The following is a 16,763-nucleotide window of genomic DNA, read 5'->3' as shown; positions in this document are numbered from 1 at the left end:
TATAGCAAAGCAAACCCCCAGTCCCAAAAGACTGGGGGTTTTGTTTTTGTAGCGCCTTGCGCTTGCTGGCTAAGAGTTTGAAGTTAATTTGTCACTAAAAGTGGCGGACTGGCTGCGCAAATAGCTATTGATAAAAGATGGTGGTAGGCTTGCGCTTCTTCTATGGGGGCGGGAGCGGGAACATGTTTCACCATCGGGTATTGGCGGGCTGGGGGCTGGTAGCGGCAGGATTATTGGCGCTGCCGGTGCAGGCGTTGCAGGTGCAAAAGCTCTCGCCCCAAGGGGTGGTGAATGAAGTGCGCCAAGTGGTGTTGCGCACGGATCAAGATGCTGTGCGCTTTGGTGACCCGCAGGCTGCAGCGCCCGCAGCAGTGACTTGTTCTGACGAAAAAAGCGCCCAAGGCACCAGCCGCTGGAACAGCGCTCGCGAATGGGTGTGGCAGTTTGAGCGTCCTGTACCGCCGGGGGTGCGCTGCCAGGTGCAGTTGAATAAAACTTTTCAATCACCAGAAAAGCAAACTCTGAAGGGTGCTGCACGCTATCAATTTGAGGTGGCGGGCCCTGATGTCACGCAGGTTTGGCCTTTTAGCTACGAGTCGATTGAGGAAGAGCAGGTGTTTGTCCTGCGCTTTAACGCCGTGCCAACGCCGCAGAGTGTGCAAGCGCATGCCTATTGCCGCAGCCAGGAGGTGGGCGAGCGCATTCCCGTGCGCTGGGTGGAGGGTGCGGTGGCGCAAGAGATTGTGCAAGGGCTCCACTTGGATGGGCAGGTGGCGCAAGAGCCGGGTCAATGGGTGCTGTTGGCGTGCAATCGGCGGCTGACGGCGGGCAGCAAGGTGCAATTGGTGATCGATGCTGGGGTGCAAACCGCTGCGGGGGTGGTCAGTCGCAAAAGCCGTGCGCTGGAGTTTTCGGTGCGCGATGCCTTTACCGCAGAAATGGTGTGTGAGCGTGAGAATGCGAACGCCGGTTGTCTGCCGATTCGTTCCATTGATTTGAACTTGAGTGCGCCGATTGATAAAGCCTTGGCGGCCCAGGTTCGCTTGGTGGGCGGGGGGGCGACGTTGGCGCCAAAACTGGATGCGGAAGATGCCAACGCTGTGCGCAATTTGGTCTTTGGCCCGGCGGGCTTGTTGCCAGAGACCAGCTACCGGCTTGAGCTGCCTGCTCCCTTTACCGATGACAGTGGCCGTCCCTTGGTCAATGCGGCCAACTTTCCTTTGGCCTTGAAAACGGGCCGGGCCCCGGCGTTGGCGAAATTTGCCAGTGCTGAGTTTGGGGTTTTAGAGCGTTTTGCGCAGGCGCAGGGCGGGCGCACCGGCGATGGCGTGGCCGTACTGCCATTGACGGTGCGCCATATTGAAGGCCTGGACCAACCAGCGGCCAAAGCGCAGTTGCGCGATTTGGTGCTGACGGAGGATGCCGACATCATCGCCTGGTGGAATAAATTGGCGCGTTACCGCTGGGGCCATGTCGATCGCAAGCAGGCTGCTCAGGATGTGCAAGGCCCTTTGCCGACCCCCTTGCCGAAGCGGCTCCGCTCGGACACGGAAGAGGGTGACGAGGGCGTGGATTACCGCGAGGTGACGCAAGACAGCGTTGCGACGCGGGTGCTCTCGCTCCTGCGGGGCCAGCCGGGGGTGCAGCAGGTGCTGTTGCCCAGCCCGAAAGAGGGCGATCCTCGGCCGTTTGAAGTGGTGGGCGTGCCACTCAAGCAGCCGGGCTTTCATGTGTTAGAGATTGATTCGCCCAACTTGGGCGCAGCCTTGCTCGATGAGCGACTGGGGGCCGAGCGGCGGATGTTTGTGCGCACCTCTGCGTTGGTGACGAATTTGGCCGTGCATGCCAAGTTGGGCAAAGAAAATTCTGCCGTCTGGGTTACCAGTTTGGATCGGGGGCGGCCGGTTGCCGGGGCGCAGGTGCAAATTTCGACCTGCGCCGGGCATCTCCAGGCCCAAGGGCTGACCGATGGTGATGGGCTGCTGTTGTTGCCGGACATTGTCCGCGAGGCACCGCAGTGCAATGGCGAAGCAGAAAGCGGCAACTGGTTTATCAGTGCCCGGGCCGAGGGCGACATGGCTTTTATCTGGAGCAACTGGCAGCGCGGGATTGAGCCTTGGCGGTTCAATCTGCCCCAGGGCTGGAGCAATGACACCGAAATCGTGGCCCACACGGTGCTCGATCGTAGCCTGGTGCGGGCGGGCGAGACGGTGTCGATGAAGCACTTTGTCCGAGCGCAAAGCATGGAGGGCTTGCGTGCTTTGCCCGATGTGACGGCGACGGCGGTGGCCATCACCCATGTGGGCAGCGGGCAGCGCTATGAAGTTCCGATCGAATGGGTGAAAGAGGACGGCACGGCCCGTTATGCGGTGAACCGCTTTGCCGTGCCCCCGGCTGCCAAGTTGGGCGCGTACCGGATTGAGCTGGTCGATGGCGATGCCACCGGGCGGTTTGCGCTGCACACGGGGCAATTTCGTGTGGAGGAGTTTCGCCTGCCGGTGCTGGAGGGCAGTGTGCAGCCCGTGCCCAAAGCGCCGCTGGTGCAGCCGGGGGCAATGCCGGTGGCGGTGAGCTTGCATTACCTCAATGGCGGCTCGGCCAAAGGCCAGCAGGTGCAGGTCAATGCCTTGTTGCGGGAGCAGGGGGTGTCTTTTCCGCGCTGGTCGAGTTACAGCTTTGGCGCGCCCAGCAGTGCGCAGCGTGCAGAGCAGGATGCGCCGCCCGAACGCCTGCTGGCCGACAAGCTGCCCACAACCTTGGATGCCCAGGGCCAGGGCCAGGTGCTCTTGCCCGATGTGGGTACTTTGCAGCGCCCGCGCGAGCTGCTGCTGGAGGCCAATTTTGCCGACCCCAACGGCGAAATCCAAACCCTGCGCAGCACCCATACCCTGTGGCCGGCGGCGGTGCTGCCCGGCATCTTGGCCGATGACTGGGTGTCGGTTGAGCGCAAGCTGAAGTTGCAAACCGTGGCGGTCGATACCGCAGGCCGCCCGCAAGCCGGGGTGGCGATGAAGGTGGAAGGCGTGTTCTCGCGCACCACCAGCACGCGCAAACGCTTGGTGGGTGGGTTTTACAGTTATGACAACCAGACCGAACAGACCCCGTTGGGCACGCTGTGCAGCGGCAAGAGCGACAGCGGTGGTCTGTTGCTCTGCGAAGTCAATTTGACCCAACCGGGTGAGGTGGAGCTGGTGGTGACCGCCACCGATTCAGAGGGCCGCACTGCCCAGGCCGCCACCTCGGTGTGGGTGACGGGGCAGGGCGAGCTGTGGTTTGGCGGCGAGGACCATGACCGCATGGATCTGCTGCCCGAGGAAACCCACTACAGCACCGGCCAGACGGCACGCTTTCAAGTGCGCATGCCTTTTCGTGAGGCCACCGCCCTGGTCACTGTGGAGCGCGAGGGCGTGCTGCATACCGAGGTGGTCACCCTCAAAGGCAGCAAGCCCGTGCTGCAGCTGCCGGTGCAAGCCGGTTGGGGCCCGAATGTGTACGTGAGTGTGCTGGCCCTGCGCGGGCGCTTGTACGAGGTGCCGTGGTACAGCTTTTTTACCTGGGGCTTTAAAGCGCCGCGCCAGTGGTGGGACGCTTACTGGCATGGCAATAAAGAATACATAGCGCCTACCGCCATGGTGGACTTGAGTAAACCCTCTTTTCGCCTTGGAGTGGCTGAAATCAAGGTGCAAGACGCTACGACAAAGCTAGCGGTGAACATCAGCACCGATAAACCCCGCTACCAAGTGCGTGAGCCGGTGCAAGTGAATATCCAAGTGCTGCGCGCAGACGGGCAGCCCGCCGCGCATGCCCAGGTGGCCATCGCCGCTGTCGATAAAGCCCTGCTGGAGCTGATGCCCAACACCACCTGGAACTTGGCCGACGGGCTGTGGCGCCAGCGCGATTGGAGCGTGAGCACCGCCACCGCCCAGTCCGAGATTGTGGGCCGGCGCCACTACGGGCTGAAAGCGGCTGCCCCGGGTGGTGGCGGTGGCCGCAGCAGTACGCGCGAATTGTTTGATACCTTGCTGCTGTGGCAGCCCGTGGTGCCGCTTGATGCCCAGGGCCGGGCCCAGGTGCAGGTGCCGCTCAATGATGCCCTCACCAGCTTTGAGATTGTGGCCATTGCCGATGAGGGCGATGACCGCTTTGGCACTGGCAGCACCACGATTGCCACCACCCAAGATTTGCAGCTGATCAGCGGCCTGCCCCCCGTGGTGCGTGAGGGCGACCAGTTCATGGCCCTGTTCACCGTGCGCAACACCACCGCGCAGCCCATGCAAGTGCAGCTCCAACCCCAGGCCACGGGCCTGGAACTGGCGGCGCAGAACGTCGATATTCCGGCGGGCGAGGCCAAAACGCTGGAGTGGCCCGTGCAGCTGCCGATCGCCCTGGCGCAAGCGGACGAAGGCACGGTGCGCTGGACGGTGCAGGCCACCGATCGCACCAGCGGCGCCAGCGATGCGCTCATCGTGGGCCAGCGCCTGCTGCCCGCCGTGCCCTTAACGGTGCAGCAAGCCACGCTGGTGCAAATGGAGGGCCGCCTGGACATGCCGGTGCAATGGCCCGCCCAGGCCGTGCTGGGCAAAGGCGGCTTGCGCCTGGCGTTCAGCGAGCGCCTGGCCGACCCGCAGCAGGGCGTGCCCGGTTTGCGCACCTGGTGGCAGCGCTACCCCTACAGCTGCCTGGAGCAAACCACCAGCCGAGCGGTGGGGCTGAACGATGCGGATTTGTGGGGCAGCATCATGGGCCGCTTGCCCACGTACCTGGATGACGATGGCCTGGCCATGTATTTCCCAGCCGCAGAGGGGCCGCGCAGCCAAGGCAGTGACACGCTGACGGCGCACTTGCTCACCCTCTCGCACTTCATGCGCCAGACCGATCCGCGCTTTACCCTGCCGCCGGCCGAGCAGGCGCAAATGCAGCATGCCTTGATTGCCTTTGTCACCGGCAAACTGCAGCGCACGTTCTGGAGCCCGCAGCAAGATATGACCGCACGCAAGTTGAGCGCCATTGCCGCCTTGGCGCTCGATGGCAAAGCCACCCCGGCGCTGCTGGACAGCCTGGACATCGACCCCGTGCGCTGGCCCACGCACAGCGTGCTGGACTGGCTCACCGTGCTCGAACACGTGCAAGTGCCGGGCCGCGCCCAGCGGCAGCAAGAGGCTTGGCAAATCTTGCGCAACCGCTTGGCCTACCAAGGCACGCAAGTGGGCTTCTCTACCGACGCGCAAGACCACTGGTGGTGGCTGATGCAAGGGCCGGACGTGAACGCCGCCCGCCTGCTGCTGGCCACCATCGGCCAAGCCGAGTGGGACGCTGAGCGCCCCCGCCTGGTCACCGGCCTGCTGGCGCGGCAAAAAAGCGGGGCCTGGGCCACCACCACCGCCAATCTGTGGGCCGGGCTGGCGCTGCGCCAGTTCAGCAGCATCTATGAGCGCGACCCGGTCAGCGGCGACACCACCGCCATGCTCAATGCCACCACGCACACCCTGGATTGGCAAACGCTGCAGCCCACCGGCAGCGCTGCCCCAGCCGCAGCCGCCCCAGTGCAGGCCCAGCCCAGCCGCTTGCTGCCCACCGGCAGCAGTGCCTTGGATGCGCCGTTGCCCGCCAACACCTTGTTCCTGCCTTGGGGCGAGCGGGCGATGGGGCAATTGAGCGTGCAGCACCGGGGCACCGGCAAGCCGTGGGTGGCCATCCAATCCATTGCCGCCGTGGCCCGCACCACGCCGCTGGATGCGGGTTACCGCTTGCACAAAGTGGTCACCCCATTGCAAGGTGCCGACCTGCAAAACCTGCAGCGTGGCGACCTCGTGCGCGTGCGGCTGGACATTGAGGCCAGCGCTGACATGACCTGGGTGGCCGTGAACGACCCCATTCCTGCCGGGGCCACCATCCTGGGCAGCGGCCTGGGGCGTGACTCGGCCATTGCCACCGCAGGACAAAACGCACAGGCGACCTGGTGGCACCAACCCACCTTTGTAGAGCGGGGGCAGGACAGTTACCGGGCCTATTGGGGGTATTTGGGCCAGGGCAAAGTCAGCGTCGAATACACCCTGCGGTTGAACAATGCCGGTCGTTTTGCCTTGCCCGCCTCGCGGGTGGAGGCCTTGTACGCCCCCGAGGTGTTTGGCGAAATGCCCAACCCACCTTGGACCATTGCCACCCCTTGAATTTTTTGCTTTAAAGGAGCTTTTTGTATGCACTACCTCTTGACCTACCACTACAGCGCCGACTACCTGCAGCGCCGGGGCGAATTCCGCAATGGCCACCTGGCCGGTGCCTGGGCCGCCCAAGGCCGGGGCGAGCTGGTGCTGGGGGGCACAACGGGCAACCCGCCGGACAGTGCCGTGTTCATGTTTGACTGCGCCGACCCCAGCGTGATTGAAGCCTTTGTGCAGGCCGACCCCTATGTGCAAAACGGCCTGGTGCTGCGCCACACCATCGTGCCGTGGACCACGGTGGTGGGGGATGCGGCGCACACCCCGGTTCGTCCAGAATAACAATTAACTTCATAAAAAATAGCTTTTACCGCTTGATTTAAAAGTGTTTTTTTGGTAAAAACACCATAAAAACCACTATTTTTAAGCGCTAACAGCTTCTTTAAAAATAGCAATGGCGTGGCTCCCCTTGGTACGGCAAGCACTCCAGCGGCCTGGACTGGCGGTGCTGCTGCTGGCCTTGCCGTGGGCGGCCCAGGCGCTGCCCAGCTACCGCGAAGTGCGGGCCGAATACCGCCCATCGCACACCCTGATCTTGGCCGCCGATGGCCAAGAGGTTCACAGCCTGCGCACCAACGCCCAGGTGCGCCAAGGGCAGTGGGTGGCGTTAAGCGAGGTGTCTGCCGCGCTGCGCCTGGCCTTGCTGGCCAGTGAGGACCAGCGCTTTTATCAGCACAGCGGGGTCGATTGGCAGGCCGTCTCGGCCGCCGCCTGGGGCAATCTGTGGCACCAAAAAACACGCGGGGCCAGCACCATCACCATGCAGCTGGCCGGCTTGCTGGATGAAGACTGGCGCAACGCCGCCGGGCGGCGCAGCCTGGGGCAAAAACTGGGCCAGGCCGTGGCCGCCACCCGCCTGGAGCGCAGCTGGCGCAAAGATGACATCCTGGAGGCCTACCTCAACCTGGTGCCCTTTCGGGGCGAGTTGGTCGGCCTGGATGCCTTGAGCCGCACCCTGTTTGGCAAAGCCCCGCATGGATTGGATGGGCACGAGGCGGCCATTGCCGCCGCCCTCATTCGCGGCCCCAACGCCACGGCCCCAGTGGTTGGGCAGCGGGCCTGTGGCGTGCTGCAAAGCCTGGCCGCCTTGCAACAACGCCCCGCGCCCGATTGTGCGGCGGTGCGCTGGCGCACCGAGCAGGTTTTAAGCGCCCGCCTGTGGCCAGCCAGCAGCGGCATGGCCCCGCATTGGGCGCGGCGCGTGCTGGCGCAGTGGCCGCAGGGGCAGCCCCTGCCCAGCCGCATCACCACCACGCTGCGCGCCGATGTGCAGCGGGTAGCGCTGCAAAGCCTGCAGCGCCATCTGCGTGAGCTGCAGGGGCACAACGTTGAAGACGGCGCGGTGCTGGTGCTGGACAACGCCAGCGGCCAGGTGCTGGCCTGGGTGGGATCGTCGGGCAGCTTGAGCCAGGCGCACGAGGTCGATGGTGTGCTGGCCCAGCGCCAGCCCGGCTCCACGTTGAAACCTTTTTTGTATGCCCAGGCCGTGCAGCAGCGGCGCTTGACCGCCGCATCGCTGATTGAAGACTCTGCGGCGCACATCAACACCGGCGCGGGCCTGTACATCCCACAAAACTACGACCGGCGCTTTAAAGGCTGGGTGTCGGCCCGGGTGGCGCTGGCTGCGTCGCTGAACGTGCCGGCGGTGCGCACCCTGGCCATGGTGGGGGTGGAAGATTTTTACCAGCAGCTGGCGCAGTTCGGCCTGGACTTGCCCCAACCGGCGGGCTATTACGGCTACAGCCTGGCCTTGGGCAGCAGCGAGCTGGATTTGCTGCGCCTGACCAACGCCTACCGGGCCTTGGCCAATGGGGGGCGCTGGCAGCCCATTGCGCCGCTGGTAGCGCCGTTGCACCCAGCGCCCAGCGCACCCCCGGCGCAGCGCCAAGCCATTGGCCCGCAGGCGGCGTTTATCGTGGGCGATATCTTGTCTGACAGCTTGGCCCGGGCACCGACCTTTGGCCTCGATAGCGTGCTGACCACGCGGTTTTGGAGCGCCGTCAAAACCGGCACCAGCAAAGACATGCGCGACAACTGGGCCATCGGCTGGTCGCAGCATTACACCGTCGGGGTGTGGGTGGGCAATGCCAGCGGCGCGGCGATGCACGAGGTCAGCGGCAGCAGCGGTGCCGCGCCCGTGTGGGCAGAGGTGCTGGGGTATTTGCACCGTGCGCAGCCCAGCCTGGCCCCCCCGCCACCCGCCGGGGTGGTGCAGCACAGCGTGCAGTTTGCCGCAGGGCAAGGGCTGGATGCCAACCGGCAAGAATGGTTTCTCAGCGGCACCGAGCAGACCCGGTTTGTGCGCGACGATAACGCCCCACGTGCCGCCCCACGTGCCGCCCCGCGGACTGCACCGGCTGAGGATGAAAAAAACTTTGCACCGCGCATTGACAGCCCCGCCTCGGGCACGATTTTGGCGCTCGATCCCGACATTCCCCCCGCCCAGCAGCGCCTGTGGCTCAGGGCCAGCAGCCCGGCGGTGCGCTGGCGGCTCAATGGCCACATTCTGGGCTCCGGGGCGCAATTGGCATGGCTGCCCATGCCCGGCCAGCATGTGTTAGAAATCGTTGATGCTCAGGGGCGCAGGCTGGATGCCGTCACGGTGCAAGTGCGCGGTGCAGGTTTGTCTGGCAAGCCACAAGGTAAACCCTAGCGACGCAATAAATACTTATTTTTACAATAGAAACCAGTTTGGCCGAATTGCTCCACCCACTGTGAAACCGCATGTCGCTCGTCCGTTATCTGACCCATCGCTTGGTGCTGCTGTCCTTGCTGGTTTCGCTGGGCATCGCCGGGCTGTTGGCGCGCAACCTGTGGGTGGTGCATGAAAACGCCCTGGCCAGCGCCGAACTGGCCAACCGCAACCTGAGCCACACCTTGGCCGTTGGCCTGCAATGGGTGCTGGCCGAGGTGGACCACGATATTTTGCAGGTGCGCAATGTCTTGCAGCACCGTGACCACAAGACGTGGGACATGCACGCCGTGCTGGCCTTGTCGGGCAGCGAGCTGCTGGTGCTGGATGAATACGGTGATGGCGTGCGCGACATGGTTTTAGGCAAAAGCACGCAGCCGCTGGGGCAGCGCGATTTTTTTCAAGCCCTGCTGCAAGCCCCCCAGGCCGGCGTGGCGGCGGTCGCCATTGGCAGCCCCCAGGCACTTTTGGAAAATGGCCCCCAGGTTCTGCCCATTGCGCGGGCTTGGTATGGCAAGAATGGCCATTTTGCCGGGGCGGTGGTGGCCAGCGTGCCGATAGCACGGCTGGAGCAATGGCTGTCCGGTATGGAAATGGGCGCGGGCAGTGCTATCAATATCATTCGCCGTGATGGGCAAGTGCTGCTGCGCTTTCCGCAGAGCGATGCACCTTTGCGGTCATTGGCGGGCAGCGCCAATTTTCAGCGTTACATCGCCCAGCCCGTGGGGGTGTTTGTTGCGCCGTCGGTGCGCGATGGCATAACGCGCATCCACAGCTTTGAGCATGTGGCCCAGATGCCCCTGTTGGTGAATGTGGTGCAGGCTAAGGCGACGGTGCTGCACTCTTGGTACCGCACGGCCTGGAGCCTGGGCAGCTTTTCTGTTTTGCTGGTGCTGGGCAATCTAGGCTTGGCCCTGCTGTTTACCCGCGAGTTGGAGCGTCGCCGCCGTGCCCAGCAAGCTTTGCGCACAGAAAAAAACCGCATGCAGCACATGGCCCTGCACGATGCGCTGACGGGTCTGCCCAATCGCCTCTTGCTCAAAGACCGGGTGGAGCAGGCCATGGCGGCGGCCCAGCGCGATGGTGGCACCGTGGGGCTGCTCTACCTCGATCTGGATGGCTTCAAACAAGTCAATGACCGTTGGGGCCACGAGGCGGGCGATTGCGTGCTCTTGCACATCGCCCAGCAACTGCAGCAAGTGGCCCGGGGCACGGACACCGTTTGCCGCCTGGGGGGCGATGAATTTGTGCTGCTGCTGCCCGAGTGCACCTTGGTCGATGTGCAGCAGATTGCCACGCGCGTGCTGGCCGCATGCGCCGCGCCGTGCTGGTGGCACGGGGAGGATCTGCAGCAGGTGTACAGCATCAGCGGCGGCGTGAGCATGTTTCCAGAGCACGGCACCAATTTTTCTGACTTACTGCGCCATGCCGACAGTGCCCTGTACCAAGCCAAAGAAGCCGGGCGCGGCCAGGTGGTGTATTACCAGGCAGCGGTGTCGCCTTAAGCCCAGGCGAGGGCCGCACTGCACAAATTTCAAGCGCCAAAAAAAATCCATCACCACGCAGCCGTGGCCCAGCCACTACCATTGCGGCATTCAATTTCACAATGAAAAATAAAGGGTACACCGTGGCCGATCTCTCCAAAATCACCTGCATCGAAGACCTGCGCCAAGTAGCTGAGTGCCGCGTGCCGCGCATGTTTTACGACTATGCCGACTCGGGCTCGTGGACCGAAGGCACCTACCGTGCCAACGAAAGCGATTTTCACGCCATCAAATTCCGCCAGCGCGTGGCGGTAAACATGGAAGGGCGCAGCACCGCCACCACCATGGTCGGCCAGCAGGCCAGCATGCCGGTGTGCATCGCCCCGGTGGGGCTGACCGGCATGCAGCACGCCGATGGCGAAATTCACGCCGCGCGGGCGGCGGAAAAATTTGGCATCCCCTTCACCCTCTCGACCATGAGCATCTGCTCCATCGAAGACATTGCCGAGCACACCACCGCGCCATTTTGGTTTCAGCTGTACATGATGCGCGACCGCGAGGCCATGGCCCGCATGATTCAACGCGCCAAAGATGCCAAGTGCAGCGCCCTGGTGCTGACGCTGGATTTGCAGGTGATTGGCCAGCGCCATAAAGACATTAAAAACGGCCTGACCGCGCCCCCCGCCCCACGCTTGCCAACATCATCAACCTGATGACCAAGCCGCGGTGGTGCTTAGGCATGGCCGGCACGCGCCGCCACACCTTCCGCAACCTGGTTGGGCATGTGAAGGGCGTGTCGGACATGAACTCCCTGGCCTCGTGGACCAATGAGCAGTTCGACCCGCGCCTGTCCTGGGAAGACGTGCGCTGGGTCAAACAGCAGTGGGGCGGCAAGCTGATCTTGAAAGGCATCATGGAAGTGGAAGATGCCGTGCTGGCCGCCAACAACGGCGCCGATGCGATTGTGGTCAGCAACCACGGTGGCCGCCAGCTGGACGGGGCCCCCTCGTCCATTGCCGCGCTGCCCGCGATTGTCGATGCCGTGGGCGACAAGCTCGAAGTGTGGATGGATGGCGGTATCCGCAGCGGCCAAGACGTGCTCAAAGCCTGGGCACTGGGCGCACGTGGCACCATGATTGGCCGCGCCATGGTCTATGGCCTGGGCGCGTTTGGCGAGGCGGGCGTGACCAAGGCACTGCAAATTCTGCACAAAGAGCTGGACATCAGCATGGCGTTTTGCGGCCACACCAATATCCAAACCGTGGACAGCAAAATTTTGGTGCCAGGAACGTATCCGGTGGCCCCGAAAAACGCCTAAAGCGCTTGCCAGACACAAAAAACGGCTGGATTCTTTCGAATCACAGCCGTTTTTTTGATAGCTATAGGCGCTTATGTGGCGCTGAAATATGCCATTGATGGTGTATTTTTCAGTGCAGCACCACCATATTGTCGCGGTGCAGCATCTCGGGCTCGGCGCTGTAGCCCAGCACCTGGGCAATTTCGCTGGAGCTGTGCTTGCACAGCAGCCGCGCCTCGGCGCTGGAGTAGTTGGCCAGGCCCCGGGCAATTTCTTGGCCCTCAGGGTTGCGCACGGCAATCACATCGCCGCGCGAAAATTCGCCGCTCACCGCCACCATGCCGATGGGCAGCAGGCTTTTGCCAGCGGTTTGCAGCTTGGCCGCAGCACCGGCATCGACCTGCACCGCACCGGGCAGCTGCAGGTGGTCCAGCATCCATTGCTTGCGGGCCTGGAGTTTTTGCGTTGGGGCCAGCAGCGCCGTCCCTATCGACTCGCCTTGGCACAGGCGCAGCAGCACGTCGTGCTCGCGCCCCCAGGCGATGACGGTGGAGGTGCCCGAGCCAGCCGCGCGCTTGGCCGCCAAAATCTTGGTCAGCATGCCGCCCTTGCCAATCGAGGAACCCGCACCGCCCGCCATCGCTTCCAGCGCCGGATCGCCCGCACGGGCCTGGTGCACGAACTCGGCCGCAGGGTTGCTGCGTGGGTCGGCGGTGTACAGGCCAGGCTGGTCGGTCAGGATGATGAGCACATCGGCATCGACCAAGTTGGCCACCAACGCGCCCAGGGTGTCGTTGTCGCCAAACTTGATCTCGTCATTGACCACCGTGTCGTTCTCGTTGATCACCGGCACCACACCCAGGCGCAGCAGCGTCAGCAGGGTGGAGCGGGCGTTCAGATAGCGCTCGCGGTCGGCCAGGTCGGCGTGGGTCAGCAGCACCTGGGCGCTGCCCACTTGGTGGTCGCGCAGCTTGGTTTCGTACATCTGCACCAGGCCCATTTGCCCGACGGCGGCGGCCGCTTGCAGCTCGTGCAGCTCTTTGGGGCGGGTTTTCCAGCCCAGGCGTTTCATGCCCTCAGCCACGGCCCCGCTGGAGACCATGATCAGCTCGCGCGGCGGCCCCTCGTGGCCACGCACCAACGCGGCCAACTGGCGGGCCCATTCCCCGATGGCCGCCTCATCCAGACCGCGCCCCTCGTTGGTGACGAGGCTGGAGCCCACTTTGACGACAATGCGCCGCGCTTCTTGAACAACAGACATGGTGAGAAAAGCAGTTAAATTAAACGAGAGCTGTTAGCGCTTTAAATACGGCGTTTTCAAGTCTTTTTATACTAAAAATCATTGAAATAAAAGCGCAAACAGCTATAACTTATGACTTGGTGCGTGCCCGCCTCAGATCGTGAACACGTTCTTAGGCACCCGAAGCAAAGCGCGGATCGCTCTCGTCCGGCACAAAGCGCGGGTCGATGTTGGCCGGGTCGGGGTTCTCGATTTGCTGCTCTTTGCGCACATGCTGGTAAATGTTTTTGGCCAGCAAATCGGTGCCTTCGCGCGCCAGGGCGGAGATTTCAAACACCGGGCCTTTCCATTTAAAGCGCTTGACAAAATCTTGCACCCGCGCGGCGCGTTCGCCCTCGGGGATCATGTCGATCTTGTTCAGCACCAACCAGCGCGGCTTGCTGAACAGCTGGGCATCGTATTTTTTCAGCTCACCGACAATGGCTTTGGCTTGCTGCACGGGGTCCACCCCCTCATCAAACGGGGCCAAATCAACAATGTGCAGCAGCAAGCGCGTGCGCTGCAAATGGCGCAAAAACTGGTGGCCCAGACCGGCCCCTTCCGAGGCTCCCTCGATCAAGCCGGGGATGTCGGCCACCACAAAACTTTGCTCAGGCGCAACGCGCACCACGCCCAAATTGGGGTGCAGCGTGGTGAAAGGGTAGTCGGCAATCTTGGGGCGGGCGTTGGAAACCGCCGTGATAAAGGTGGATTTGCCCGCATTGGGCATGCCCAGCAGGCCCACATCGGCCAGCACTTTGAGCTCTAACTGCAGACTGAAGCGCTCACCGGGGCGGCCTGCAGTTTTCTGGCGCGGAGCGCGATTGACGGCACTTTTAAAGCGCAGATTGCCCAGCCCGCCATCGCCACCCTTGGCCAGCACGATGCGCTCGCCGGGCACCAGCAGCTCGTGCAGCACCTCGCCCGTGGCCTGGTCGGCAATGATGGTGCCCACGGGAAAGCGCAGCGTAATATCCTTGCCGGCCGCGCCAAACATGTCCGAGCCCATGCCGTTTTCACCACGGCCCGCTTCGTAGCGGCGCGTGTAGCGGTAGTCGATCAAGGTGTTCAGGTTGGGATCGGCCACGCCATAGACGTAGCCACCGCGCCCGCCGTCACCGCCGTCGGGGCCGCCGAATTCTTTGTATTTTTCGTGCCGAAACGATGCGGCGCCGTTGCCGCCGTCCCCGGCAACAATTTCTATGGTGGCTTCATCGACGAATTTCATGGTGGGGCGTGGCTTTCACAAAAAAATGCTGCACATGCAGCAAGGCCCGCAGCATACGCCAGCAGACCCGGAAAATAGCAAAGCCCCGACCAAGCGGGGCTTTGGTGTCATTCAGCAGCGCTTAGGCAGCGGGGCTGATATTGACGGTTTGCTTGTTCAAAGCACCTTTGGTTTCAAAGGATACATGGCCATCGACCAAAGCAAACAAAGTGTGGTCGCGACCAATGCCGACGTTGCTGCCGGGGTGGAATTTGGTACCACGCTGGCGCACGATGATCGAGCCTGCGCTGATCAGCTCACCACCGAAGGCTTTCACACCCAGCATTTTTGGCTTGGAATCACGTCCGTTGCGCGTAGAGCCGCCGCCTTTTTTCTGTGCCATGACTAAAGCTCCTAAAAATTAACCAGCAATTGCCACAATTTGCAGCTCAGTGAACTGCTGGCGATGGCCTTGGTGCTTGATGTAGTGCTTGCGACGGCGCAGTTTAAAAATGCGCACTTTGTCGTGCTTGCCTTGGGCAACTACGGTTGCCTTCACGCTTGCACCGGACACCAGGGGGGTGCCGATCTTCAGTTCCGCGCCGTTGCCGACTGCCAAAACTTGATCCAACACGATTTCCTGGCCTACGTCCGCAGCAATCTGTTCTACCTTGATTTTTTCGCCAGCAGCAACACGATACTGTTTGCCGCCGGTTTTTATGACCGCGTACATAAAACCTCTTTCAGAGTTTTGAATTTTTCCGCGTAGACCCATTTCTACGGGAACCGGCAATTTTACTGTGGATTTTAAAAATTTGCCAAACCCTGTGGGATCGCCGCCCCAACAGGGATTGATGGGCTTCCTATAATGGCGGGCTTCTCATGGTGGCCACTATCTTGACATCCCCGACCCCCTCTTCTTCCCCCCTGGCGCTGATCGCCAGCGACATGCAGGCGCTCGACCAAGTGATCGCCCAGCGCCTGGACACCAGCGTCGCCATGATCGGGCAGGTTGCGCGTTACATCATTGCCGCTGGCGGTAAACGCCTGCGCCCGGCCCTGGTGCTGCTGACTGCCGGTGCCCTGGGCGTGGCCAGCGCCGACAAATACAAGCTGGCCGCCGTGGTGGAGCTGATCCACACGGCCACTTTGCTGCACGATGATGTGGTCGATGAATCGACCATGCGCCGGGGCCGCCCCACGGCCAATGAAACCTTTGGCAATCCGGCCAGCGTGCTGGTGGGCGACTTTTTACATACCCGGTCTTTTCAGATGATGGTGGAAGTGGGCAGCCTGCCCATTTTGAAAGTGCTCTCGGATGCGACCAACATCATTGCCGAAGGCGAGGTGATGCAGCTGATCAACACCCACGATGCCGATCTGGACGAGGCCGGGTACTTGCACGTCATTCGCTCCAAAACCGCCAAGCTGTTTGAAGCCAGCGCCCAAATTGCTGCCCAGTTGGCCGGGGTCAATGCAGAGATCGAAGCCGCGTGCGCCACCTACGGGCAGGCGCTGGGCACAGCCTTTCAAATCATCGACGACGTGCTCGACTACGACGGCGATGCGCAGGAAATGGGCAAAAACCTGGGCGACGATTTGCGGGAAGGCAAAAACACCCTGCCGCTGATCATCGCCATGCAACGCGCCAGTGCGCACGATGCCGCCGTGGTGCGCAGTGCCATTGAAAACGGCAGCACCGAGCAACTGCAGGCCATCTTGCACATCGTGCGCAGCACCGGCGCCTTGGATGCCACGCGTGAAGCGGCCCACGCCGAAGCCCTGCGGGCCATTGCCGCTTTGGCAGCCTTGCCAGGCAATGCCTACACCGAGGCCATGCGTGATTTGGCCAGCCAGCTTTTGTTGCGCCGAACCTAAAGCAGCGCCAAGATTCGCGCTAAAATCGCTGGCTTTGGCAGATCTTGAAAGATCTTGCTCCAAAAACGCGGGGTGTAGCTTAGCCTGGTAGAGCGCTACGTTCGGGACGTAGAGGCCGGAGGTTCGAATCCTCTCACCCCGACCAAGGCATAAAACAAAGCCCGCCAACATAGACCAGTTGGCGGGCTTTTTCATTGGGGAAACAGCCTTCTAGTGTTCAAGTTGGGCCAGCAAGGTACACTACAAGCCAGCTTAAAGCGGGGGAACAAATAGGGGAACAAACGGGCAGGATTCAAAAAAAGGGGGTTTTTGTTCCCCCTCTGCCCTCTGTAGCACCCACTTTTGCAACTGTTCCCCCACCGTCCTGGAGGAACCGCCATGCTGACTGACACCGCTTGCAAAAAGGCCATCTGCCCGCCTGACAAGAAGCGCCATCGCCTTGCCGATTCTGGTGGCCTGTACCTGGAGGTAAGCCCCAGCGGCTCCAAGCGCTGGTTCTGGAAGTACCGCAGGGACGGCAAAGAGGGGCGCATGGCGCTGGGCAGCTATCCGGCTGTGGCGCTGGCTGCTGCCCGTGCTGCACGCGATACTGCCAAGATCGTCAAGGCTGGCGGCTTTAACCCGGTGCAAGCACGCAAGCTAGCCCGGATATTTCACGCATGTAGCCAACGGCGTGCGCAGCGGGGCATCGCGGCGCGGATTTGAGCG

Annotated in this window: 10 protein-coding genes, 1 tRNA gene and 1 pseudogene; 8 read left to right on the top strand and 4 right to left on the bottom strand. The window is 62.4% G+C overall.

The genetic code is table 11. From position 1 onward, the window contains the following. The first annotated feature begins 182 nt into the window (after positions 1-182). The 5 genes and pseudogenes from ACFO24_RS11080 to ACFO24_RS11060 all read left to right on the top strand — a co-directional run bounded on the left by ACFO24_RS11080 (position 183) and on the right by ACFO24_RS11060 (position 11,712). Positions 183-6,170, top strand: coding sequence for an alpha-2-macroglobulin family protein (locus tag ACFO24_RS11080; RefSeq protein WP_377738395.1), 5,988 nt, complete (start codon positions 183-185; stop codon positions 6,168-6,170). A gap of 27 nt (positions 6,171-6,197) precedes the next feature. Then, positions 6,198-6,500 carry a YciI-like protein gene (locus ACFO24_RS11075; RefSeq protein WP_207576201.1) on the top strand — a complete coding sequence of 101 codons (303 nt, stop codon included), beginning with the start codon at positions 6,198-6,200 and terminating at the stop codon, positions 6,498-6,500. 112 nt (positions 6,501-6,612) lie between these two features. Continuing rightward, on the top strand, positions 6,613-8,871 hold the full coding sequence (gene pbpC / locus ACFO24_RS11070) for a penicillin-binding protein 1C (RefSeq protein WP_377738394.1): 2,259 nt from the start codon (positions 6,613-6,615) through the stop codon (positions 8,869-8,871). Between the two features lie 71 nt (positions 8,872-8,942). After that, on the top strand, positions 8,943-10,415 hold the full coding sequence (locus ACFO24_RS11065) for a diguanylate cyclase domain-containing protein (protein WP_377738393.1): 1,473 nt from the start codon (positions 8,943-8,945) through the stop codon (positions 10,413-10,415). A 101-nt stretch (positions 10,416-10,516) separates the two neighbouring features. After that, positions 10,517-11,712 (top strand): annotated as a pseudogene (locus ACFO24_RS11060) (alpha-hydroxy acid oxidase). A gap of 109 nt (positions 11,713-11,821) precedes the next feature. Here ACFO24_RS11060 and proB read toward each other — a convergent pair. From proB to rplU, 4 genes are all read right to left on the bottom strand, one after another. Further along, complete coding sequence (gene proB, locus ACFO24_RS11055) at positions 11,822-12,952, bottom strand: glutamate 5-kinase (RefSeq protein ID WP_377738392.1); 1,131 nt, start codon at positions 12,950-12,952, stop codon at positions 11,822-11,824. A gap of 151 nt (positions 12,953-13,103) precedes the next feature. Continuing rightward, positions 13,104-14,198 (bottom strand): Obg family GTPase CgtA, encoded by a 1,095-nt coding sequence (cgtA, locus tag ACFO24_RS11050; protein ID WP_207576103.1) that lies wholly within the window; start codon positions 14,196-14,198, stop codon positions 13,104-13,106. 121 nt (positions 14,199-14,319) lie between these two features. Next, entirely contained in the window at positions 14,320-14,580 is a 261-nt protein-coding gene (gene rpmA / locus ACFO24_RS11045) for a 50S ribosomal protein L27 (RefSeq protein ID WP_207576102.1), read from the bottom strand. Positions 14,581-14,598: 18 nt separating this feature from the next. Then, on the bottom strand, positions 14,599-14,910 hold the full coding sequence (gene rplU, locus ACFO24_RS11040) for a 50S ribosomal protein L21 (RefSeq protein WP_207576101.1): 312 nt from the start codon (positions 14,908-14,910) through the stop codon (positions 14,599-14,601). A gap of 215 nt (positions 14,911-15,125) precedes the next feature. On the opposite strand from rplU, the gene ACFO24_RS11035 reads away from it, so the two are divergent. The 3 genes from ACFO24_RS11035 to ACFO24_RS11025 all read left to right on the top strand — a co-directional run bounded on the left by ACFO24_RS11035 (position 15,126) and on the right by ACFO24_RS11025 (position 16,760). Continuing rightward, positions 15,126-16,055 (top strand): polyprenyl synthetase family protein, encoded by a 930-nt coding sequence (locus ACFO24_RS11035; protein WP_377738396.1) that lies wholly within the window; start codon positions 15,126-15,128, stop codon positions 16,053-16,055. A 68-nt stretch (positions 16,056-16,123) separates the two neighbouring features. After that, positions 16,124-16,200, top strand: a tRNA-Pro gene (locus tag ACFO24_RS11030). 233 nt (positions 16,201-16,433) lie between these two features. Continuing rightward, the gene (locus tag ACFO24_RS11025; protein ID WP_377738391.1) at positions 16,434-16,760 is read left to right on the top strand and encodes an Arm DNA-binding domain-containing protein; all 327 of its coding nucleotides are present in this window, start codon (positions 16,434-16,436) and stop codon (positions 16,758-16,760) included. Positions 16,761-16,763 lie beyond the last annotated feature (3 nt).

The organism is Comamonas denitrificans, assembly GCF_042654745.1.
Classification (GTDB): domain Bacteria; phylum Pseudomonadota; class Gammaproteobacteria; order Burkholderiales; family Burkholderiaceae_C; genus Comamonas; species Comamonas denitrificans.
Note: the sequence above shows the minus strand (reverse complement) of the source record. Positions and strands in the feature narration are given on the sequence as shown.